16 protein-coding genes and 1 other RNA gene are annotated in these 22233 nt (G+C 70.6%); 7 read left to right on the top strand and 10 right to left on the bottom strand.

The annotated features are described in order from the left end of the window. Nucleotides 1–83 precede the first annotated feature (83 nt). Complete coding sequence (locus ACQP1V_RS08400; protein WP_433420542.1) at nt 84–1139, top strand: S1C family serine protease; 1056 nt, start codon at nt 84–86, stop codon at nt 1137–1139. A gap of 72 nt (nt 1140–1211) precedes the next feature. Then, nucleotides 1212–2243, top strand: coding sequence for an adenosine deaminase (locus ACQP1V_RS08395; protein WP_433420540.1), 1032 nt, complete (start codon nt 1212–1214; stop codon nt 2241–2243). Between the two features lie 258 nt (nt 2244–2501). Here the strand turns inward: ACQP1V_RS08395 and ssrA are convergent. The 5 genes from ssrA to ftsE all read right to left on the bottom strand — a co-directional run bounded on the left by ssrA (nt 2502) and on the right by ftsE (nt 7287). Continuing rightward, nucleotides 2502–2887, bottom strand: a transfer-messenger RNA (tmRNA) gene (gene ssrA, locus ACQP1V_RS08390). Between the two features lie 306 nt (nt 2888–3193). Continuing rightward, entirely contained in the window at nt 3194–5077 is a 1884-nt protein-coding gene (locus ACQP1V_RS08385; protein ID WP_433420537.1) for a penicillin-binding transpeptidase domain-containing protein, read from the bottom strand. 3 nt (nt 5078–5080) lie between these two features. After that, nucleotides 5081–5563 carry an SsrA-binding protein SmpB gene (gene smpB / locus ACQP1V_RS08380; RefSeq protein WP_067129232.1) on the bottom strand — a complete coding sequence of 161 codons (483 nt, stop codon included), beginning with the start codon at nt 5561–5563 and terminating at the stop codon, nt 5081–5083. A 60-nt stretch (nt 5564–5623) separates the two neighbouring features. Next, nucleotides 5624–6523, bottom strand: coding sequence for a permease-like cell division protein FtsX (ftsX, locus tag ACQP1V_RS08375; protein WP_067129236.1), 900 nt, complete (start codon nt 6521–6523; stop codon nt 5624–5626). A 74-nt stretch (nt 6524–6597) separates the two neighbouring features. Beyond that, nucleotides 6598–7287 (bottom strand): cell division ATP-binding protein FtsE, encoded by a 690-nt coding sequence (gene ftsE, locus ACQP1V_RS08370; RefSeq protein ID WP_067129239.1) that lies wholly within the window; start codon nt 7285–7287, stop codon nt 6598–6600. Nucleotides 7288–7466: 179 nt separating this feature from the next. Here ftsE and ACQP1V_RS08365 point away from each other — a divergent pair, with 179 nt between their 5' ends. Continuing rightward, complete coding sequence (locus ACQP1V_RS08365; protein WP_387408520.1) at nt 7467–7652, top strand: hypothetical protein; 186 nt, start codon at nt 7467–7469, stop codon at nt 7650–7652. Between the two features lie 244 nt (nt 7653–7896). Here the strand turns inward: ACQP1V_RS08365 and prfB are convergent, their stop codons facing one another. After that, nucleotides 7897–9006 carry a peptide chain release factor 2 gene (gene prfB, locus ACQP1V_RS08360; protein WP_387408519.1) on the bottom strand — a complete coding sequence of 370 codons (1110 nt, stop codon included), beginning with the start codon at nt 9004–9006 and terminating at the stop codon, nt 7897–7899. A gap of 121 nt (nt 9007–9127) precedes the next feature. Here prfB and ACQP1V_RS08355 point away from each other — a divergent pair, with 121 nt between their 5' ends. Further along, a complete protein-coding gene (locus tag ACQP1V_RS08355; RefSeq protein ID WP_433420532.1) occupies nt 9128–10189 on the top strand; it encodes a hypothetical protein in 1062 nt (353 codons plus the stop codon). Between the two features lie 18 nt (nt 10190–10207). On the opposite strand, the gene ACQP1V_RS08350 is transcribed toward ACQP1V_RS08355, so the two are convergent. Continuing rightward, a complete protein-coding gene (locus ACQP1V_RS08350) occupies nt 10208–15082 on the bottom strand; it encodes an NAD-glutamate dehydrogenase (protein ID WP_433420529.1) in 4875 nt (1624 codons plus the stop codon). A 584-nt stretch (nt 15083–15666) separates the two neighbouring features. Between ACQP1V_RS08350 and ACQP1V_RS08345 the strand changes: the two genes are divergently transcribed. After that, complete coding sequence (locus ACQP1V_RS08345) at nt 15667–17142, top strand: FAD-binding oxidoreductase (RefSeq protein WP_433420526.1); 1476 nt, start codon at nt 15667–15669, stop codon at nt 17140–17142. Nucleotides 17143–17151: 9 nt separating this feature from the next. Here ACQP1V_RS08345 and ACQP1V_RS08340 read toward each other — a convergent pair whose 3' ends face one another. Together ACQP1V_RS08340 and ACQP1V_RS08335 are read right to left on the bottom strand one after the other, a co-directional pair. After that, nucleotides 17152–17955, bottom strand: coding sequence for an ABC transporter permease (locus ACQP1V_RS08340; protein ID WP_387408515.1), 804 nt, complete (start codon nt 17953–17955; stop codon nt 17152–17154). After that, nucleotides 17952–18671 (bottom strand): ABC transporter ATP-binding protein, encoded by a 720-nt coding sequence (locus ACQP1V_RS08335; protein ID WP_433420522.1) that lies wholly within the window; start codon nt 18669–18671, stop codon nt 17952–17954. Before ACQP1V_RS08335 ends, ACQP1V_RS08340 begins: the two co-directional genes overlap by 4 nt. A 169-nt stretch (nt 18672–18840) precedes the next feature. Between ACQP1V_RS08335 and ACQP1V_RS08330 the strand changes: the two genes are divergently transcribed. Continuing rightward, entirely contained in the window at nt 18841–20049 is a 1209-nt protein-coding gene (locus tag ACQP1V_RS08330; RefSeq protein ID WP_433420519.1) for a sensor histidine kinase, read from the top strand. Then, nucleotides 20046–20720, top strand: coding sequence for a response regulator (locus ACQP1V_RS08325; protein ID WP_387408512.1), 675 nt, complete (start codon nt 20046–20048; stop codon nt 20718–20720). The genes ACQP1V_RS08330 and ACQP1V_RS08325 overlap by 4 nt, the downstream gene beginning before the upstream one ends. Before the next feature lie 7 nt (nt 20721–20727). Here the strand turns inward: ACQP1V_RS08325 and ACQP1V_RS08320 are convergent, their stop codons facing one another. Further along, nucleotides 20728–22179, bottom strand: a complete 1452-nt coding sequence (locus ACQP1V_RS08320) for an ATP-binding protein (RefSeq protein WP_433420516.1) — start codon at nt 22177–22179, stop codon at nt 20728–20730. Between the last annotated feature and the right edge of the window lie 54 nt (nt 22180–22233).

Genomic DNA, 22233 nt, shown 5'->3' with positions numbered 1-22233 from the left:
AGTCCGTCAGGAATACCTCCCTCCATGGGGGTAGTCGCTCGCGCATGGGATGTTCACGCACCCTCGGCCGCACCGCGGCGTCGATGGCACTGCTCGTCGGCACGGCCTGCGGAAGCCCGACAGCCGGCCTCACGGCGGGGCTGTCCGCTCCGACCGGGACGCCGCCCCCGTCACCGACCGCCCCGGCCGGCGCGCCACCCGCGCAACCGGGCGGCACGTCCGGGCAGGAGAGCACGTACGAGCAGGTCATCAAGCGGGTCCTGCCATCGATCGTGCAGATCACCACCAAGCAGGGCCTGGGCTCCGGCATCGTCTACGACAAGGACGGCCACATCCTGACGAACGCCCACGTGGTGAATGGGGCCAAGCGGTTCTCCGTGACGCTTGCGACGGGCGGGAAGCCGCGGACCGCCCGGGTGATGAACGTCTTCCCGGCCGGCGACCTCGCCGTGATCAAGGTGGACAACACGCAGGGCCTGCAGCCCGCGTCCTTCGGCCGCTCCGCCGACCTGCGGGTGGGTCAGATCGTGTTGGCCATGGGGAACCCGCTCGGCTACTCCGGCAGCGTCACCGAGGGCATCGTCTCCGGGCTGGGCCGCACCGTCAGCGGATCGAGCGGCGAGGGCACGCCCACCTCGACCATCCCGGACGCCATCCAGACCTCCGCCGCGATCAACCCGGGAAACAGCGGCGGCGCGCTGGTGGACCTGAACGGCAACGTCATCGGCATCCCGAGCCTGGCCGCGGTCGACCCCGAACTGGGCGCGGCGCCCGGCATCGGCTTCGCCATCCCGAGCGACACGGCGACCGACATCGCCAACCAGATCATCAAGAACGGCCGGGTCGTCAACAGCCGCCGGGCGGCGCTCGGCATCCAGGTGGGCACCGCGGTCGACGCGCTGGGCTCACCGATCGGCGTGCTGGTCGGCCGGGTCACCAACGGAGGCGCCGCCGAACAGGCCGGGATCAGGCCGGGCGACGTGATCGTCAAGGTCAACGACACCCCGACCCCGAACACGACGGCGCTGTCCGAGGCGCTCGCCCGGCTCCGTCCCGGCGAGAGCGCCAAGGTCACGCTGCTGTACCCGAGCGGGACCACGAGCACCGTCACCGTCACCCTCGGCCAGCTCCCCGGCTGATCCTGACATTCTTGTGTGAGAAAGGGCGTTCGGGCTTGGTATGGAGTCGGCGGCCGTTGTTACCGTCATCCGGTGATCGCTCCCGACCTCACCGAATTCATCGCCGGACTGCCCAAGGCCGAGCTGCACGTGCACCACGTGGGCTCCGCGTCGCCCCAGATCGTGGCCGAGTTGGCCGCGCGCCACGAGGGCTCCACGCCGGTCCCGGCCGACCCCGACCTCCTCGCGGACTACTTCGTCTTCCGCGACTTCGCCCACTTCATCGAGGTGTACCTGGCCGTCGTCGACCTGATCAGGGACCCCGAGGACGTCTGGGCGCTCTTCCACGGCGTCGGCCGCGATCTGGCCGCGCAGCGGGTCAGGTACGCCGAGCTCACCGTCACACCGCACCTGCACCTCTCCCGGGGGTTCGCCGCCGCCGAGTTCTGCGAGGTGATCGAGGACGCCCGGCGCGCGGTCGAGCGCGACTACGGCACGATCCTGCGCTGGTGCTTCGACATCCCCGGCGAGGACGGCATCCCCGGCGCCGACCAGACCCTCAAGGTGGCCCTGGAGCAGCGTCCGGACGGCCTGGTCAGCTTCGGCCTCGGCGGTCCGGAGATCGGCGTGCCGCGCACGCAGTTCGCGCCGCACTTCGCCGCGGCCCGCGCCGCCGGGCTCCGCTCCGTCCCGCACGCGGGCGAGACGACCGGGGCGGCGACGGTCTGGGAGGCGATCCGCGAGCTGAAGGCCGAGCGGATCGGGCACGGCGTGCACAGCGTCGAGGATCCCGCGCTGCTCGACCACCTCGCCTCCGAGGGGATCGTCCTGGAGGTCTGCCCCACCTCGAACGTGCGGACCCGGGCCGTCGGAAGCCTGGCCGAGCACCCACTCGCCGCCCTGGTCAAGGCGGGCGTGCCCGTGACGATCAACTCCGACGACCCGCCCATGTTCGGCACCACCCTGAACGACGAGTACGCGGTGGCCGCGGAGCTGCTCGGGCTCGACCGGGACGGCGTGGCCGACCTGGCCCGCAACGCCGTACGCGCGTCGTTCCTCACGGTGGAGGGCAAGAACGCCCTGATCGCCGAGATCGACGCGTACGCGGCGGGCGCCGACGCCTGAAAGACGCGAGCACGCCGCTGGTCGCCCGGCTGCGCGCCGCGAGCCCCGAGTTCGCCAAGTTGTGGGACCGGCACGAGGTCGCGGTGCGGCGCGGCAGCCGGCTCGGATCGGCCGCCCCCTGAACAAAGCAAAAACCCGCGGAAGACGGCCGCTAGGCCATCGACCACGGGTCAACGACGGAGTTCCAAGGGGGGCGCCCCCTGGGCAAAACAAAGACCCGCGGAAGACGGCTGGTAAGCCATCGACCACGGGTCTCCCATGTGGAGGTGGCGGGAATCGAACCCGCGTCCTTCAACACCAAGACAGGGCTTCTCCGGGTGCAGCCTGTTACGTCTTTCTCAGCCCCGGCAATCTCACAGGCGAGTCGCCGACGGGCTCAGTCACTGTTTGGTTTCCCGATCGACCCCGTGACCGGGTCGGCCGGTTGAGCCTTCTAGCGATGTCAGATCCGGGCCGAAGGCGCTCCCGGGCTGACAGAGGTCACTCGCTGCTTAGGCGGCGAGAGCCAGGGAACCCTGGCTGACCTCAGTGCGCGTGTTATTGGCACTTATTGGTTTGCGGTCACAGTGTTAACGAGGTTATGTCCGCAGTCCTCGACCCGCTTCCCCTGACTTGCAATGTCGAAGTCGAAACCGGTCACCCCCTGTTGAATTTTCAACCCGACCCCCGTGGGGATCGGCATCGCAACCATACATGCCCAACACCAGGCATGCGAACCCAATTCCCGACCAACGTCCGGAGACGGCGAAGCCCCCGGAGGCGCGCCATCACGCACGCCCCCGGGGGCCGACCGGCAGGGTCGAGCCGGTCCGGACGGCAGGGCTCCCCCCGAGATGGAGCCCTGGTCTCATCACGGTGACTGAGTCCGCAACCCCCCAAGCGGTGCTCAGTCACTTAGACAGACGCCTGGGGAGGCCCCGATGGTTGCTCGCCTCTCAAAATTTTTTCTGTCAGGGCTTCTTCAGGTCCGCCGCGCGGAAGAACCGCCCCGCCACCGTCGCCGCCGCGGAGGCGTCGGTGCTCTCCGCCACCACGGCGACCGCGATGTCGCCCTGCCAGCCCACGAACCACGACAGGTCGCGCCGCTGCTTCTTCACGACGTAGCCGATGCCGGCCGCCACGCCGTACACGGGGTCGCCGGGAGCGGCGGCGGCACGGGCCGACCCGGAGGTCACCCCGGCGCGCATGAGCGTGCGGATCTGCTCGACGACCGTGGGGTCGAGCGGTACGGGCGCGGGCGGCGCGGCCGGGGCCACCTCCGCGGTGGGGTCCGGCGAGGACGGCGAGGTGACCAGCACCGGCGGACGCCAGGTGCCCGACTTGACCGCCCCGGCGACGAGCGCCATGGTCAGCGGGCTCACCCGCACGCTCTGCCCCGCGATGAGCTTGGCGGTGGCGGCGTCGCTCGCCGGCTTCGGCCGGGAGCCGCTGAACGAGGCGAGCGGGAGCTCCCACGGGCTGCCGATGCCGTACTTTTCCGCGCTCGCGACGACCGCGTCACCCGAGACCCGCCGGGCCAGGGACGCCAGCGCGGTCACACAGCCATGCGCGAAGTCGGCCGCGAACGACGGGGTGGCCCCTCCGGTGTATCCGACGTGCTGGAACCGCGCGCCGGCCACCGAGCGGTCCGCGCTGCACGGCACCTTCTGCTTGGGGTCGAAGCCGCTCTTGAGCAGCGCGTCGGTGGCGATGATCGAGAAGGTGGTGCCGGCGGGGAACTTCCCGGCCAGAGCGTCCTTCTGCTGGCTCATCCCCTGGGTGGAGACCGCGCGGATCTCGCCGGTGGACGCCTGGAGCGCCACCAGCGCGACCTGCTGCGACGTGGCGACGGCGCTGTCCCCCGCGGCCTGCAGGCCGGAGTCGATCGTCGTGCGGACCGAGGTGTTCGCCCGGCCCGGCCACGCCTTGAGCTCCTTGACCTGCTTGCCCGAGGAGTCGAGGATCACGACCTTGGTCTCGGTGGAGCCGGTGAGCTGGTCCTGATAGGCCTTCTGCAGGCCGTCGCGGCCCACGGTGTCGCCGGCCCGCTGCGGGCCGCCGAGCTGCTGCTCCGCCTCCGGGGTGATCGCGGCGACGCGGCCGACGATGTCCTTCGGCGACTTGGGCGCCACCGGCAGGCTGTCCGTCAGGATCGTGATGCCCGTGATGGCCTTCAGCTTGTCCCTGACCTGGCCGAAGGTTTTGCCGCCGAACGTCGCGAGCGGCACGAACGACTGCGGCGGCGACGACTGGATGCGGCTGAGCAGGCGGTCCTCCGCGAACCCGGTCACCTGGGACAGCTTCTCGCACAGCGCCGCCTTGTCGGCGATCTTGTCCGGATAGACGCCCGCGACGTAGCGGATCGTCTCGTCCTGCAACGACTCGCCCGCCCGGTCGAGGATCGGCTGCCGCGCCAGCGCCTCCACGTCCACGGCGAACCGCTCCCCGGCGTGCAGCTCAGGGTGGATCACGCTCGGCGACCACTGGATCTTCCACTGGCCGTCCACCCGGTGGAGCGGCAGCGTGCTGTCGTACTCCCACAGCGGGTTGTTCTCACCGAGGTCCACCTCGGCGTGGTACTCGGCCTTCGCGCTGTCGCCGTCACGCTTCACGCCCTTGAGCGAGAACCGGAACGACGCGGCGTCGAGCTGGACGCCGACGTCCTCCAGAGCCTGCCGTACGACGGCCGGGTCGCCGTCGGCCCTACGGGCCGCGCCCGCGTAGTCCCCTCTCTGCCAGCCCACGAGGAAATCTCGTACGGCGTCGAGCGGGGACGGCTCCTCGAAACAGGCGGTCAGCATGGGCACGGCCAGCCCCAGGGCCAGCGCCGCCCGTACGGCTTTCGCGACGGACACGGCCTAGCGGCCCCCCCGACGCCGGACGGCGTTGGACATCGCCCGTGCCATCTCGCGGCCGGCCTGCTTCTCCATCAGGGTCTGCCGCTTATCGTAGTCCTTCTTACCGCGCGCGATGCCGATCTCGACCTTGGCCCTGCCGTCCTTGAAGTACAGGGAGAGGGGGATCAGGGTCAGGCCGCGTTCCTTGAGGACCTGGTGGATCTTGCCGATCTCCTTGCGGTGCAGCAGCAGCTTACGGGTGCGCCGCGCGGCATGGTTGGTCCACGTGCCCTGGCTGTACTCAGGGATGTACGCGTTGATCAGCCATGCCTCACCGCCGTCGACGGTCGCGTAGCCGTCGGTGAGATTGGCCTTTCCGGCCCGGAGGGACTTGACCTCCGTGCCGGTGAGGACGAGCCCGGCCTCGTACGTGTCCTCGATGAAATAGTCGTGCCGGGCACGCTTGTTCTGAGCGATGAGCTTGCGCCCGATCTCACGTGGCATATAGGGAGCCTACCGGCGGCCGGAGCCTCGAACGGCGCGGGAGAGCGCGACCATGGCCCGTCACACCTTCAGGTAGCGCCGGAGGGTCACGAAGGACGCGAGGAGACAGATCACCACACCCACGACCATGGTCAGCGTGATCACCCCGGCGAGCGTGTTCCAGCTCAGCGGCGCGGTCATGTACATCTGGATCTGGTCGAAGATCAGGATCTTCGTGACGATCAGCAGGACCGCGGCCAGAACACCACCGATCAGGCCGGCGATGACGCCTTCCATGACGAACGGAAGCTGGATGTAGACGTTCGAGGCGCCGACCAACCGCATGATGCCGGTCTCTCTCCGGCGGTTGTACGCCGAGAGCCGGACCGTGTTGCCGATCAGCAAGGTCGCCGCGAGCACCATCAGGATGGCGATCGCGAGGGCCATGTTGCGGAGCTTCCCCATGAAACCGAAGACCGAGTCGAGGATCTGCCGCTGGTTCACGATGTTGGAGACGCCCACCTGGCCCTTCAGGCTCTCCTCGACCGCCGACGCCTTGTCCGGGTCCTTGAGCTTCACCCGGAAGGATTCGGGCAGGTCCTCCGGCTTGATCACCGAGAGCAGGATGTTGTTGCCCCCGTTTTCCTTGAAGTTCTGGTACGCCTGGTTCTGGTCCTCGTAGTCGACCTTCTGGACGTCGGGCAGGCCCTCGATCGCCTTCTTCAGGTTGGTCTTCTGGTCCTGGGTGATCGCGCCCTTGTTCTTGCAGGCGGGGAACGCGTCGTTCTTCCCACAGAGGAAGACCGAGAGCTCGACCCTGTCCATCCAGTAGTTGGTCAGGGACGAGACCTGGGAGTTGATCATCAGTCCGATGCCGAGCAGCCCCATGCCGACCGCGACGGTCACGACGACCGCGATGGTCATCGTGAGGTTTCGGCGGAGGCCGATCCAGACCTCGGAAAAGATGAAATTGGCCCGCATGCTCCCTGTTACTCCAAACTGAATACGCGGCGCCCAGGCGGCGCCTCGCGCCGCCCCGGACCGCCACTCATGGGCTAGTACGCCTGGCCGTACACCCCGCGCGACTGGTCACGGACGATCTTGCCGTCCTCCAGCTCGACCACACGCTTCCGCATGGAGTCGACGATGGCCGCGTCGTGCGTGGCCATCAGCACGGTGGTGCCGGTCCTGTTGATGCGGTCGAGCACCTTCATGATGCCGATGCTCGTCGCCGGGTCGATGTTCCCGGTCGGCTCGTCGGCAAGGAGGATCATAGGACGGTTCACGAACGCGCGGGCCATGGCAACCCGCTGCTGCTCACCACCCGACAGCTCCTCCGGCATGCGGTGGGCCTTGCCTTCCAGGCCGACCAACTCGATGACCTCGGGGACGACCTTGCGGATGAACCGGCGGGGCTTCCCGATGACCTCGAGGGCGAACGCCACATTCTCGTAGACGTTCTTCTTGGGAAGCAGCCGGAAGTCCTGGAAGACGCATCCGATGCGGCGCCGCAGGTGCGGCACCTTGAAGTTCGAGAGCTTCGCGAGATCCTTACCGGCGACGTGGATCGCGCCGGAATTGGGCCGCTCCTCCTTGAGGACCAGCCTGAGGAAGGTGGACTTCCCCGATCCCGATGGACCGACGAGGAACACGAACTCGCCCTTGTCGACATCCACGCTCACGTGGTCGAGGGCGGGCCGGTTCTGGTTCGCATAGACCTTGGAGACATTATCGAAATGGATCACGGGCGCATCACGGCATGCCAGTCTAGGGGTTGGGACAACCAGCCCGGAGGGGCCGGTCTCTTTACGAAGGATCGACGTTCCGATTGGCGGAAGGCCAGTCTAGGGGGTAACACTGGCATGGAACGTCCATAACGGAAACAAAACGATTAGGGTCTACCTGAGGGGAAGGGAGAGCTGCCATGAGCTGTGAACATCTGATCTGCGCCGCGTGCGCCGGCCCCGTCGTCGAAGGCCGCTGCCCGGTGTGCCGAGCGGGCCGGGCCAAGGTCCACCACCACGGCTTCCTCGGGCTGCCGCCCATGGTCATCGCCCTGACGGTGGTCCTCGCCCTGGCCCTGCTCGCGCTCAAACACGTCGGCGGCTGAGCTGAATGGCCTCGCTCCGCTCGGCGGGCTCGGGGCGCCCGAAGGCGATGTCTTCCCTCGTCACTCGGGGCCTCGTCCCTCAGCCCACTCGTTCCTCAGTCCAGACACCGCCGCGCCCCTCGCGTGACGGTTTGGCACCGTAAAGATCCATGTGGCGCTCGCGCGGGCTCGGGGCGCCCTACGGGCGGCTCGCGCAGGGGTGTGACCCCTCGCGGGGTCGCGAGGGGTCAGGGAGGGCCGGACCCTACTGGTTCTCCTGGCGGCGCATCCAGCGGATCTCGCCCTCGATGAACTCGTCGAGGTCGCCGTCCAGCACAGCGGTCGGGTTGCCGGCCTCGACGGCCGTACGCAGGTCCTTCACGATCTGGTACGGGTGCAGGACGTAGTTGCGGATCTGGGTGCCCCAGGACGTCGTGGACTCGCCGCGGAGCTCGTTCATCGCGGCGGCCTCCTCCTGGCGCTTGCGCTCCAGCAGCTTGGCCGACAGGACCGCCATCGCGGAGGCCCGGTTCTGCAGCTGTGAGCGCTCGTTCTGGCAGGAGACCACGATGCCGGTGGGGACGTGGGTGATCCGCACCGCGGAATCCGTGGTGTTCACGCCCTGGCCGCCGGGACCCGAGGACCGGTAGACGTCGACGCGGAGGTCGTCCTCGTTGATGTCGATGTGGTCGGTCTGCTCGACGACCGGCACGATGTCCACACCCGCGAACGAGGTCTGGCGGCGGCCCTGGTTGTCGAACGGGCTGATCCGGACCAGGCGGTGCGTGCCGTGCTCGCCGCGCAGGGTGCCGTACGCGTAGGGCGCCTTGACGGTGAACGTGGCCGACTTGATGCCGGCCTCCTCGGCGTACGACGTCTCGTAGACCTCGGTCGAGTAGCCCTTGCGCTCGGCCCAGCGCAGGTACATGCGGAGGAGCATCTGCGCCCAGTCGGCGGCGTCCACGCCGCCCGCCTGCGAGTTGATCGTGACAAGCGCCTCGCGGGAGTCGTACTCGCCGGACAGCAGCGTGCGCACTTCCAGGGCGCCGACGTCCGACTTGAGCGCGGCCAGCTCCCTCTCGGCCTCGGCGAGCGTCTCGTCGTCGCCTTCCTCGGCGGCGAGCTCGAACATGATCGGCAGGTCATCAAGGCGCCGGGCCAGGCCCTGCACCCGATTGACCTCGCCCTGCAGGTGAGAGAGCTTGCTGGTGACCCGCTGCGCCTGCTCCACGTCGTTCCACAGGTCAGGCGCGGCAGCCTGCTCCTCCAGCTCGGCGATCTGCTTGTGCAGGGCGTCGAGGTCGAGCACGTCCTGAATGCTCTTCAGTGTGCCGGTAAGCTCGTTGATCTCTTCGGCTGGATCGATGACTGCCACGTCTGTAAAGGGTACGCGAACACGGGACCGTGTTGAGTACCGCGCCTGGCTACGATGTGGCCGGGATGTGGCCCCTCGTGCGGCCGCTGTCAGCGTGCCGCGTGCGCGAGAGGAGGCCACGGTGGACGGAGCCGCGCGTGTGCTCGCTTCCGCCTGCCGTCCGGCGGCTCTCGCGCTCGTCCTGGTCGCCACCGCCGCCTGCTCGGCGGGCGCGCCGACGCCCTCGCCCAGCCCGGTCGCCGCCACCGCGAGCGCGTCGCCCTCGGCGAGCCGCCCGCCGGCCCCGCCCGCCGTGACGCTGGCGGAGGCCCGCAGCGCGCTGGACACCTTCCTCGCGACCGACGACGTCGTCCGCGCCGGCCGGGCGCAGCGCTGGACGCTTCAGCTCTATCGGGACGGCCAGCGCCCGATCACGGTCTCTCAGCTCCACTCCTCCGGTGGGAAGCCGCCCCGCTACACCTGGGGCGAGCGCACCCTGCTGGTGCCCCGGCTGCCCGCCAAGGCGTCCCGGCAGTGGTTCGCCGCGGCCGTGGAGCGCCGGGACTCCTCCGGGCAGGCCAGGACCGCCCTGCTGACGTTCGTACGGCAGAACGCCGATTCGGCGTGGCAGAACAGCTTCCAGTCCCTGCTGTACAAGGGCGAGAAGGCCCCGAAGGTGGCCCTCGACCCGGACGGCTACGCCCTCGCCCTTGATTCCCGCGATCAGAGCGTGGCGATCAGCCCGAACCTGATGGGCCCGCTGCACGCCACGATCGCCGAGGAGGGCAAGGACGGCTTCGCCTCCGGCCTGATCGCGCCCGGCCCGCAGACCACCGGGTACGCCACTGAGATCAAGAAGCGGCGGGAGAAGGCGCGCCAGGCCGACTGCATGAACTTCGACTCGCTGTTCGCCTCGGCCGTGGACTACCCGGTCTTCGCGCTGCGCACGAAGGACGGCGGCGGCCTCTTCCTCTACACGCTGCTCCGGACGAGCACGTGGTCACCCGTGCTGAGCTGCGGGTACGGCCGGCCGCTCGCCATACCGAAGGACGCCCGCTGGGACCTGAGCAACCCGGTGGTGCGCAGGGAGCGGCGGATCATCGAGACGCAGCAGTACGCGAGCGCGGTGCCGCCCAAGAGCTCCACCGCGCCCGCGCACGTCATCGGCTACGACGGCCGGGTGACCAAGGCCACGACCCGCTGACCTCGGTCACCCCGCGTCTCATTCGCCGGTGTGCGGCAGGTTGCTGGACGCGACCAGGGTGCGCACCGCCCGCAACGCCACCGACAGGGTGGCGAGGTCGAAGTGGTCGCTCTCCCAGATCTCGGACAGCGTCTGCCTGGCCCGTCCGACGGCCGCCTCGTTCGCCTCCGACCAGCGGGCCAGCCGCTCCTCGGGAGACAGCCCCGACTCGCTGTGCAGCAGCACCTCCCTGGTGAGGGTGGCGTGCGCGGCGTACAGGTCGTCGCGGAGCGCGGAACGCGCCATCGAGTTCCACCGGTTGTCCCGGGGCAGCGCGATGACCCGCTCCCTGAGCCGGGCGAGCTGCAGGCGGTCGGCCAGGTCGAAGTACACCTCGGCGACCTCGTTCAGCGGCAGCCCGGTCAGCGCGGCGATCTCGACCAGGTCGAACGTGGAGTACGCGGGCACCATCGCGGCGACCCGCTCGGCCAGCTCGCCCGGCACGCCGCGCGCCACGAAGCCGTCCCTGCGCTCCTCGTACGCGGCCAGGTCGAGGCCGGTGAGCAGCTTGGGCAGGTGCGGCAGCAGCGTGCTCGCGCCGTCGGCGAAGAACCGGGCGGTCGACGTGAGGTCGAGCGGCGGCCGCCGGTTGCTGAGCAGCCAGCGGGTGCCGCGCTCGGAGAGCTTGCGCCCTTCGAGCAGCATCGCGAGCCGGGTCGCGGTGTCCACCTCGACGCCCAGCGCCTCGACCTGGCTGGTGAGGCTCGGCAGGTCGAAGACCTCGCGGGCGACGAGGTAGGCCCGGACGATGTCCGGGGTGGACGCGCCGGTCTCCTCGCCGAAACGGAACACGAAGCTCGTCCCGCCGAAGTTGACCACGTCGTTCACGACCCGGGTCGTGATGATCTCCCGGCGGAGCGGGTGCGCGTCCATGGAGCCCTGGTAGCGGTCCCGCAGCGCGGACGGGAAGTACGACACCAGCCACGGAGCGAGGTAGGGGTCGTCGGGCAGGTCGGAGGCGAGCAGCTCGGCGTCCACCACGAGCTTGGTGTAGGCGAGCAGCACCGAGAACTCGGGCTGGGTGAGCCCGAGGCCGGACTGCCGCCGCTCGGCCAGCGCCTTGTCCGAGGGGAGGTGCTCCAGCTCGCGGTTGACGAGCCCGGCCCGCTCCAGCTTCCGCAGGTAGCGGGCGTGGATGTGCAGCATCTCCGGCGCCTGGGCGTGAGCCGCGGCGAGCACGACGTTCTGCGCGTAGTTGTCGCGCAGCACCAGCTCGCCGACCTCGCCGGTCATGTCGAGGAAGAGCTCGTCGCGCTGCCGGTCGGTCAGATCGCCCTCGCGGACGGCCTGGTCGAGCAGGATCTTGATGTTCACCTCGTGGTCCGAGGTGTCCACACCGGCGGAGTTGTCGATGAAGTCGGTGTTGACCCGCCCGCCGTTCAGGGCGAACTCGATCCGGCCGAGCTGGGTGAAGCCGAGGTTGCCGCCCTCGCCGACGACCTTGCAGCGCAGGTCGGCGCCGTTGACGCGCAGGCCGTCGTTGGCCTTGTCGCCGACGTCCGCGTGGCTCTCCGACGCGGCCTTGACGTACGTGCCGATGCCGCCGTTCCAGAGGAGGTCGACGGGGGCCTTGAGTATCGCGCTGATCAGCTCGTTGGGCGCGAGGGCGGTGACGCTCTCGGGGATGCCCAGCACGACCCGCAGCTGCGGCGAGAGCGGGATCGACTTGGCGGTGCGCGGCCAGACGCCGCCGCCCGCCGAGATCAGCGAGGAGTCGTAGTCGGCCCAGGAGCTGCGCGGCAGCCCGAACAGCCGGCGGCGCTCGACATAGCTCGTCGCCGCGTCGGGCGACGGGTCCACGAAGATGTGCCGGTGGTCGAAGGCCGCCACCAGCCGGATGTGCTCCGACAGGAGCATGCCGTTACCGAAGACGTCGCCGGACATGTCGCCGACGCCGACGACGGTGAAGTCGGTGGTCTGGACGTCCACGCCCAGGCCCCGGAAGTGGTATTTCACCGACTCCCAGGCACCCCTCGCGGTGATGCCCATGGCCTTGTGGTCGTAGCCCACGGAGCCGCCGGAGGCGAAGGCGTCGCCGAGCCAGAAGCCGTACTCCTTGGCCACCTCGTTGGCGATGTCGGAGAACGACGCGGTGCCCTTGTCGGCGGCGACCACGAGGTAGGTGTCGTCGCCGTCGTGCCGCACGACGTCCGCCGGCGGGACGACCTCGCCGTTCACCAGGTTGTCGGTGATGTCCAGCAGGCCGGAGATGAACTGCCGGTAGCAGGCGATGCCCTCGGCCAGCACCTCGTCCCTGCCGCCCGCGGGCGGGTGCTTCACGACGAACCCGCCCTTGGACCCGGTGGGCACGATGACGGTGTTCTTCACCATCTGCGCCTTGACCAGGCCGAGGATCTCGGTGCGGAAGTCCTCCATGCGGTCGGACCAGCGCAGGCCGCCGCGGGCGACCTTCCCGAACCTGAGGTGGACGCCCTCGACGCGCGGCGAGTAGACGAAGATCTCGTACTTCGGGCGGGGCAGCGGCAGCACGCTGATCGCCTGCGGGTCGAACTTGAGCGAGATGTACGGCTTGCGCCCGCCGCCCTCGGCCTTCTGGTAGAAGTTCGTCCGCAGCGTGGCCGCGATCATCTCCAGGTAGGCCCGCAGGATGCGGTCCTCGTCGAGCGAGGCGACCTCGTCGAGGGAGGCGTGGATCTCCTCCTTGAGCGCGTCGCACAGCTCTGACCGGACCTCCTCCGAACGCCCGGGAGCGAGCCGCGCCTCGAAGAACCGCACGAGCAGCCGGGCCAGCCGGATGTTGCCCAGCAGCACCTTCTCGATGTAGTCCTGGCTGAACGTGGTGCCCGCCTGGCGCAGGTACTTGGCGTACGCGCGCAGGATCTCGGCCTGCTCCCAGGTGAGGCCGCCGGCCAGCACGAGCGCGTTGAAGCCGTCGTTCTCGACCTGGCCGCGCCACAGGGCCGCGAAGGCGTCGTGGAACAGCCGCTTGACGTCGTTCCTGTCGACCTCGCCGGAAGGGGTGTAGCGCAGGCCGAAGTCGTAGATCCAGGCGTCCTTGACCGCGTCGCCGTCCCGCCTGATCTCGTACGGCCGCTCGTCCACGACCTCGACGCCCATGCGCTGCAGCAGCGGCAGGGCGTGCGACAGGGAGATGTGCGCGCCGATCCGGTAGATCTTGAACCGCCGCTCGCCCTCGGCCGCGCCGTACGGCTCGTAGAGGTTCATCCCGATGTCGCCGGTCTCGTCCTCGCGGAGCTCCTCCAGCCGCTTCAGGTCGGTGACGGCGGTACGCGCCGGGAAGTCGGCCTTGTAGCCCTCGGGGAAGGCGTTGGTGTACCGGGAGACGAGGGCGGGGCTCTCCTCGGGGGAGCACAGCCCGGCGATGGCGTCGACCAGGTCCTCGTCCCAGGAGCGTGTGGCGGCGGCGAGCCGCGCCTCCAGCTCTTCGACGTCGACCGGCACCTCGGCCAGCGACTTGCCGCGCTCGCCGCGGATCACCACGTGCAGGCGGGCCAGCGGCTGCTCGCCGATCATGGTGCTGTAGTCGAGCGAGGAGCCGCCGAGCGTCTTGAGCAGGATCTCCTGCATCCGGAGCCGGATCTTGGTGGTGTACCGGTCGCGGGGGAGGTAGATCAGACAGGAGATGTAGCGGCCGTAGTCGTCCCGGCGCAGGAACAGCTTGACCTGCTTGCGCTCGCGCAGCCGGAGCACGCCGAGCGCGATCGGCAGCAGCTCGTCCACCGGGATCTGGAAGAGCTCCGCCCGGGGGTAGGTCTCGAGGATCTCCTTCAGGTCCTGGCCGTCGTGGCTGTCGGCGGCCAGCCCGGCCCGGTCGAGCACGTCGGCGAGCTTGCGCCCGAGCACGGGCATCCGCGTGATCGACTCGTTGTACGCGTCGTGGGTGAACAGGCCCAGGAAGCGGCGCTCGCCGATCACCTCGCCCTGCGGCGAGAAGAGCTTGACGCCGATGTAGTCGAGGTAGGCCGGGCGGTGCACGGTGGCGCGGCTGTTGGCCTTGGTGACGATCAGGAGCTGCTTCTCGCGGGCCTTGGCGCGCACCTTCGGCGGCAGCGCGGCGAAGCTCTCCGAGCCCGCCTTGTCGGCGCGGAGGATGCCGAGGCCGGTGCCGGGGATGGCGCGCAGCGCGTCGCCCTCCCCGGTCTGCTCTAGGCGGTACTCGCGGGAGCCGAGGAACGTGAAGTGGTCCTCGGCCAGCCAACGGAGCAGCTCGACGCTGTCCGCGATCTCACCGGCGGCGAGCGGCGGCGGGGCGGCGGCGACGTCCTCCGCCGTGTTGACGGCCAGCGCCCGCATCTTGGGGAAGTCCTCGCCGGCCTGGCGGACGTCCTGCAGGACCCGCTGCAGGTCGGACTCCAGCTCCTTGAGCACGGCGGGGTCGGTCTGCCGGTCGATCTCGAGGTGCATCCACGACTCGGGCAGGAACTGGCCGCCGGCCTCGTCCTGGTCGGAGCCGAGCATCGTGCCGGCCATGTCCCGGTGGACGCGCATCTGGGGGTGGACGAGAAGCTGGATGCCGATGTGGTGCCGGTCGAGCTCCATCGTCACCGAGTCGACCAGGAACGACATGTCGTCGGTGACGATCTGGATCACGGAGTGGCCGGGGTCCCAGCCGCACTCCTCCAAGGTCGGCGTGTAGGCGCTGACCAGCGCCCTGCCCTGGGGCCGGTACCGGGCGAGGTGCCGGTGGGCCATGGCCGGGCCGTACACGTCCACGGGGTCGCGGTCGGCCAGGTCCTCAAGGGGGACGTGGCGATAGTAGTCACGGAGGAAGGCGAGGATGTCCCCGCCCGAAGAGGCTTCCGGGGTGGGCGCGCACTTCTCGGCGGCGGCGCGGAGCAGTCTGTCCAGCGCCTCCTCCGGCTCGCGCTCCATCCGAGTCCCGTCAGGTTCCGGCTCTGTCTGGGCCGATTCCGATCCACGCGCCGTTCCCGGTTCGCGCCGGCTCCCCGCCGTCTCGAGCGGCATCTCGCTACTCACTCCTTTGTGAGGTACTGGATATTCGTCGCGGTCCGGTACCACCCCATGGCAAGGCGGCCGATCCGCGAAAGGGGGAATCATGTGTGGTCGGCACCCGCTGTCGGGATTCCGATGACCTCAGCGGAGGGTCCGTGACCTCGTGATAGGAGGCGGACCGGTCACACCGGAAGAGGACGGTGCGACCAGCATCCCACAGCGCGGGGCGCAGCCCCCGCGATCCGACCGACGCGTCCCCGACATGTCATCTCTCCTCAGGTGCCCGTCTCGTCCCCCGATCCCCATTGACCGGGAGCTCCACGCCACCCACGTTCCCGATACCACCTCAGAACGCCACACACGTCAACTCGACCGTCCCCGGCCGGACGCCTACGGCGCCGGGCTTCGCACCGGGCCGAGACAGCCCGGTGACGGGAATGTGACCAAACCATCATCGATCACAGGACGTCTCACGAGGGAGATCAAACCTCGGGGAGTTGACCATGATCGATCGACGTGCCTTCCTCCGTGTGTCGGCGCTGGCGGGGACGGCGCTCGCGTCGGGTGCGGCCCTCGCCTCCGGCACACCCGCGTGGGCCGGTCCGCGCCCGGCGGACTGGTCGGCGCTCGGCCGCGGGCTCGGCGGGCGGCTCGTCCGCCCCGGCGACGCCTCCTACGACGCCGCGCGCAAGGTGTTCAACACCGCGTTCGACGGGGCGCGCCCGGCCGCCGTGGCGTACTGCAAGACGACCGCGGACGTGGCCGAGTGCCTGTCCTTCGCCCGCAGGTACGGCGTGGCGGTGACCTCGCGGTCGGGCGGCCACAGCTACGCGGGCTGGTCGACCGGTCCCGGGCTGGTCGTCGACGTGTCGCCGATGAACACGGTCGGCTACTCAGGCGGCCGGGCCACGGTCGGCGCGGGCGCCCGGCTGGTGGACGTCTACTCCCGGCTCGGCGCGCACGGCGTGAGCATCCCCGCCGGGTCCTGCCCGACGGTCGGCGTCGCCGGGCTGACGCTCGGCGGCGGCATCGGCGTGGTCTCCCGCAAGTACGGCCTGACCTGTGACGTGCTGGAGTCGGCACGGATCGTGACCGCCGACGGGCGGGTCCTCACCTGCTCCGCCACCCAGAACCCCGACCTCTACTGGGCGTCGCGGGGAGGCGGCGGCGGCAACTTCGGCGTGGCGACGTCCTTCACGTTCCGGACCCACGCCACCCGCGACGTCACCGTGTTCTTCCTGCACTGGCCGTGGCAGAAGGCGGCGGTGGCCGTCCGGGCCTGGCAGGCGTGGGCGCCGTACGCGCCGGACGCGATGTGGTCCAACCTGCACCTCAACCACGACCCCTCGCTCGACGTGCAGATCGGCGGGCTCTACGTGGGCGGCCGGGCGGGCTGCGAGCGCCTGCTCGCCGACCTCGTCCGGCGGGTGGGGTCGGACCCGTCCAGCCGGTGGATCTCCCCCTCGTCGTACGGCCACGCCATGATGATCATGGCGGGCTGCTCGACGCTGACGGTGTCGCAGTGCCACCGCCCCGGCTCCCTGCCCGGCCAGACCGCGGACGGCCGGCTGGTGCGCGACACGTTCTCCGCCAAGTCGCACATGGCGTACGCGCCGCTGTCGGCGGCGGGGATCGGCGCGCTGGTCGGGCAGGTGGCCGCCTCCGGGCGGCACTCCGTGCTGCTCGACGCCCTCGGCGGCGCGGTCGGCCGGGTCGCGCCCGACGCGACCGCGTACCCGCACCGCCGGGCCCTGTACAGCGTGCAGTACTACGCCCACCGGGCCGGGGCCGCCGCCTGGGCCAGGGCGGCGCACACGGCGATGCGCCCCCACTTCGGCGACCACGCCTACGTGAACTACATCGACCCCGAGCTGACGGGCTGGCGGCGGCAGTACTACGGGGCCAACGCCGAGCGGCTGGCCCGGGTCAAGGCCGCCTACGACCCGGACCGCCTGTTCCGCCTCCCCCAGGGCGTCTGAGAGGTCCCGTCACGCGTCGCGGCGGCGGAACAGCACCGCCGCCGCGGCGAGGGGCACCACGATGTACGCCGCGAGCGCGACCGCCGCCCAGGCGGGCGACAGGACGGGGACCCGGGCCCACGGCCCGACCACCACCTCCTCGGATCGCCATCCCAGCGCGCCCGCGATCTGGTCCGGCAGGTTGGGCAGCATGACCGCCGACAGGCGCGTCCCCCAGGGCGCGGGCAGGTAGGTGATCGCGGCGGGGATCACGAACAGCAGCGCGACGACCGACACGATGCCCCCGGCCGTGGACCGCGTCGCCACCCCGAGGGCCAGGCCGACCATCGCGAACACCGCCACGGAGAGCCCCAGCAGGAGGAGTTGCGGCGCCTGCTGCGCGACCGGCGCGCCGTGGTCGGGGATGGGCCGGTCGCCGACGAGCGCCCGGGTGACGAGGAAGGTCGCGAACACGGCCGCCTGACCGGCCGCCAGCGCGACGGCGGCCACCGCCGCCGCCTTGGCCGCCAGCAGCGTGCCCCGCGCGGGCACGGCGACGAGGCTGGACCTGACGGTGCCGTGCGCGTACTCCGAGGTGATCGCCAGCACGCCCAGCACGCCCAGGGCGAGCTGGACCATCGGCAGCATGTACTCCTCCATCGGGATCACCCGGAAGTTCTCCCGCCGCTCCGGAGGCAGCCCGTCGAACACCGCCATCCCCTGCCAGACGAACAGGGCGCCGATGACCACCGCCAGGGCGACCACCGCGAGGACGACGTACGTCGAGCGGACCGAGCGGATCTTCAGCCACTCCGACGACAGGGACGCGATCATCGGCCCGCTCCGTGCTCCACGCTGCCCGCGGTCAGCCGCAGGTAGGCATCCTCCAGCGACCCGCCGTCGGACACGAGCTCACGCAGCGGGCAGTCCGCGATCAGCCGCCCCCGGCCGATGATCACGAGGTGGTCGGCGGTGAGCGCCATCTCGCTCATCAGGTGGCTGGACAGCAGCACGGTGCGCCCCTCTGCGGCGAGCGAGCGCATCAGCTCGCGGATCCAGCGCACGCCCTCCGGGTCCAGGCCGTTGACCGGTTCGTCCAACATCAGCACGGCGGGGTCGCCGAGCAGCGCGGCGGCGATCCCGAGGCGCTGCTTCATGCCGAGGGAGAACGTCCCGGCCCGCTTCCTGGCCACGCCCGCCAGCCCGACCAGCTCCACCAGCGCGGCCACCCGTCGCGGCCCGATCCCGTTCGTCCGGGCCAGCGCGAGCAGATGATCGTACGCGCTGCGCCCGGGATGCACCGCGCTCGCGTCGAGAAGCGCGCCCACCTGGTGCAGCGGGCGGCGCGTCGCGGCGTAGCGCCGGCCGCCGATCAGCCCCTCCCCCGAGGTCGGCGCGTCGAGGCCGAGGACGACCCGCATGGTGGTCGACTTCCCGGCCCCGTTCGGGCCGAGGAACCCGGTGACCTGCCCCGGCCTTACCTGGAAGGACAGCCCGTCAACGGCGACGGTGCTCCCATAGCGCTTGACGAGGTCTCTCACTTCGATCATGCCGGCCACGATCCCGCGCGGCGTCCGTCCGGCACATCGCGCCGGGGCGGGATTTCCCGGGTCGGCCGCCGCTCCGACACCGTCGTACGGACCCGGCCGGATGTCAGACCAGGGGATGACGGCCTCCGGGCGGAGGCGCGGCCGGAGCCCGGCGGGTACGGTCGGCCGGGTGCACGCTTCCCTGACGGAGAGCCCCGGGAGCGCCTCCGGGGACCGGTGGGCGCTCATCGCCTTCGACTGCGCGGTCGCCCTCTGCTACACCTCCCTCGTGGTGGTGGTCACGCTCCAGTCGGACCGGGCGACCTGGACGCCTCCGTGGGCGCAGGCGCTGGTGCTCGCAGGTGTGGGACTGCCGGTGGCGGTCCGGCGGCTGTGGCCGGTCACGGTCCTCTCCGTCGTCCTCACCATGTCGCTGGCCGCGCTGCTGCTCGGCGTCCTGCGCGACCCGTTCCTCGCGGCCTGCTACGCGCTCTACGCCGTCGTGCTCGCCCGGCGGCCACGCGGCAGGGTCGCGACCTCGATCGCCGGCGTGCTCACCGCGGCGGGCTTCACCGGGCTCCTCGCGTTCGGGATTTCCCTCCCCGAAACGCCGTCGTGGTGGATGAACCGGCTCGGGTCCATCCCGGTCAGCCTCGTGGCCATGGCCGGCACGCTGACGGTCGCCCGTGCCGTACGGGGACGCCGGTACTACGCCGCGCGCTGGGCCGAGCAGGTCGCACAAAGAGCGGTGGCCGAGGAGCGGCTGCGCATCGCGCGTGAGTTGCACGACGTCGTCGCGCACGGCATGAGCCTGATCGCGGTCAAGGCCGGCGTGGCCAACCACGTCGCCGAGGCCCGGCCGGAGGAGGCTCGCGAGGCGTTGCGCGTCATCGAGACGGCGAGCCGCGACGCGCTCGCCGAGATGCGGCGCATGCTCGGCGTCCTGCGGTCGGAGCAGGAGCCGGACCCCGGCGGGGGCGGCCTGGACGCGGAGGGCGCGCTCGGCCCGGCGCCCGGCCTCGCGGGGCTGCCCGCGCTGGCGGAGCGCGCGGGCATGGCGGGCGTCCGGGTGGATCTGGAGGTACGCGGCGCCGAGAGGTTGCCGGACAGCGTCGAGCTGTCGGTCTACCGCATCGTGCAGGAGTCCCTCACGAACGTGGTGAAGCACGCGGCCCCGGCCCGCTGCCGCGTACGGGTCGAGGCCGGCGCCGGCGAGGTGCGGGTCGAGGTGAGCGACGACGGCCCCGGAAGGCGCACCCTCCCGCCCGCTCCCGGGCACGGGCTCGTGGGGATGCGCGAGCGCGTCATGATGTACGGCGGAACGTTCGCCGCCGGACCGCGACCCGAGGGAGGCTTCGAGGTGTCCGCTCGCCTGCCGCTGACCGAGGCGCCGCGATGACCACGGCCTCGGAGGCCCCGGTGCGCGTGCTCATCGCCGACGACCAGGCCCTGCTGCGCGGCAGCTTCCGCCTGCTGGTGGAGACCGCCCCCGGCCTGACCGTGGTCGGCGAGGCGGGCGACGGCGCGGAGGCGGTGGAGCTGACCCGGCGCGAGCGCCCCGACATCGTCCTCATGGACATCCGGATGCCCGAGATGGATGGCATCGAGGCGACCCGCCGGATATGCGGCACGCCGGAGACCGCCGGGACGCGTGTGATCATCCTCACCACGTTCGACCTGGACGCCTACGTCTACGGCGCGCTCCGCGCGGGCGCGAGCGGCTTCCTGTTGAAGGACACGCCGCCGTCGGGCCTGCTCGCCGCCATCGACGTCGTCGCCTCCGGCGACGCGCTCCTCGCGCCGAGCGTGACCCGCCGCCTCATCGCCGAGTTCGCCCGCCGTCCGGAGCCCGCGCGCCGTCCCGCCTCCACGCTGGACGGGGTGACCGAGCGCGAGCGCGAGGTGCTCACGCTGATCGCGCGCGGGCTGTCCAACACCGAGATCGCCGACCATCTGTGCGTCAGCATGGCCACGGTGAAGACGCACGTCGGCCGGCTGCTCGCCAAGCTGAACGCCCGCGACCGGGCCCAGCTCGTCATCGCCGCGTACGAGGCGGGCCTCCGCCCCTGACCCGGCCTCAGCCGTACAACGTGGCGAGATCGGCGAGGAGGATGCCCTGGTCTCCCGCCGCGGCCTCCGTGAGCGAACGGTCGAATCCCGCGCCGCTGTAGAGGGCGAGCACGGTGTCCCGGGTGTCCAGCCCTCGGATGTGCAACTGGTCCCTGGCCTGTTGGAGGCGTCCCAGGTGCCGGAGTGTCATGACTTCCGACCACTTGGCCTCGCCCACGGAGAGGAGCCGTCGCCTGTGGGTGCCGTCCTGGGCCCCGAGTGCGATCACGTCGACCTCGATGTTCTGCCCCCTGCCGCTGCCCGGTGCGACACCGGCTGCCACCTCTGAGGGCAGCTCACCGGCCCATTCCACTCCCAGCGCGAACTGCCGGCAGATGTGCTCGAAGTGCGGCCCGATCACCTGCGACGCGAACCTGGACCGCGCGCCGTTCCACACCTGGGCCGCCCGGCCTCGTTCGAGCTGGCTCCACGAGGGCCGCATGATCGACTCGTAGAAGGTCACGAGCGGCTCGGCGACACGGTAGACGGACGCCTTCCGGATCGGATCGATCTCCTTCCTGATGAGCCGGCAGCCTTCCAGCACGGCGAGCGGATGCGCGATGTCGGTCGACTTGCGTTCCATGTGACCGGCGATGCCGCCGCGCGTGTTGTTCCCTGCGGCAATCGCGCCCAGGGCGGCGTGGTACAGCGCCTCGTCCCGTACCTCCATCTCGTTCGAGAGGAGGTAGCGGGCTTCGCGGAAGAGCGGCGACTCCGTACTCAGGACCCTCCTGATCACCCAGTCGTCGAACTCGTCCGGCCCCGCGGGTGACTCGCCGTCGACGAAACGGGTCCGGTAGGCGGGAGTCCCCCCGGTGATCGCGTTCAACTGGATCGCGAGCCGCAGATCGGAGATGCCCCAGAATCGCCGCGCCACGTGATAGTCGAAGGGGTGCACCACGAGTTCGAGCGAGGCCCGTCCCCGCAGGGGAGCCTGGCCTGCGAGCAGTTTCCCCATCACGGACATGGCGGACCCGGCGAGGATCAGGCGCGTGCGGCCGCGCGCCGGACGGTTCGCCCCGCGCGCGTCGATCTCCCTTTGCAGGAGCGAGGGGATGGCATGATCCGCCTTCATCAGGTACGGGAACTCGTCGATGACGATCAGCCGGTCCGGGCACCTGTCCAGGAGATAGGTGATGGCCTCGTCCCAGTTGGCGAACGCCAGCGTCCCTTCCACACCGAGATAGCTCGCCACCGCGGTGCCGAACTGGCGCAGGGCGTCCGCGGAGGTCGATTCGACCGCAACGAAGTAGAAGCCGCCGAGCGCGTCCGCGAGGGCCTGGAGGAGAAAGGTCTTCCCCTGCCGCCGGCGACCGCTCACGACGGCCAGACGCATCTCGTCGCCCGGCGCGGTCGCGAACCGCGCCAGCGCGGCCCACTCGCGCTCACGGTCGAAGACGTACTCCGGCTTGGGCACCACCGCATACCCCTCCTTATAAGTACGCTTCTAAGAGCTCTACTTCTTAGAAGCGTA

The organism is Microtetraspora malaysiensis, assembly GCF_050947145.1.
GTDB lineage: Bacteria > Actinomycetota > Actinomycetes > Streptosporangiales > Streptosporangiaceae > Microtetraspora_A > Microtetraspora_A malaysiensis.
Note: the sequence above shows the minus strand (reverse complement) of the source record. Positions and strands in the feature narration are given on the sequence as shown.